We start from the raw sequence: 665 nt of genomic DNA on the forward strand, positions 1-665 counted from the left end.
CCTTCGATGTCGGCGAGAAACTGTGTCGCGATGAACTGGCCACCGACCATGTAGCTCTCAAGTTTGGTCATGTTGACACCGTTTGTCGCGAACCCCCCGAGTGCCTTGTAGAGGGCGGCCGGCAGGTTGGATACCTTGAAGACGAAAGTGGAGACGATCGGGCCGATCCCGGCCGCAGCCCGCAGTTCCTTCGATGACAAGATCATGAACCGGGTGGTGTTGTGTTCCTCGTCCTTCAGGTCGGCTTTGAGGATCTGCAGGCCGTAGGCTTCGGCCGCCAGCTCGGATGCGATCGCTCCTCTGGTCGGATCGCCCGCCTCCGCGACTTCCCGGGCGCAACCCGCAGTGTCGGCACCGGCTACCGCGGGTAGTCCGAGTTCGCGCAGAGCGACCCGGCACTGGGCCAGCGCCTGAGGATGGCTGTGCACGGTCCGAAGATCGGCCAGGGTGGCTCCTGGTAGTCCCAGCAGCTGATGGTGGACCGGCAGAAAATACTCGCCGATGATATACACCGACGAGTCGGGCAGCAGATAGTGGATGTCGGCGACGCGACCTGCCGTCGAGTTCTCGACCGGGATCATTCCGAGGTCTGCGCTGCCGTTCTCAATTGCCGCGAAACATTCCTCAAAGGTCTGAAACGGCACCGGTTCGTAGTCCGGATACAC

Annotated in this window: 1 protein-coding gene; it reads right to left on the bottom strand. The window is 62.0% G+C overall.

Annotated elements, in window-relative coordinates; genetic code table 11:
• A partial coding sequence (locus U9980_RS26110; protein ID WP_322770357.1) for a prephenate dehydratase occupies window positions 1-665 on the bottom strand: 665 nt, incomplete at both ends.

It is taken from the genome of Protofrankia sp. Cr1, from assembly GCF_963555865.1.
Lineage (GTDB): Bacteria > Actinomycetota > Actinomycetes > Frankiales > Frankiaceae > Protofrankia.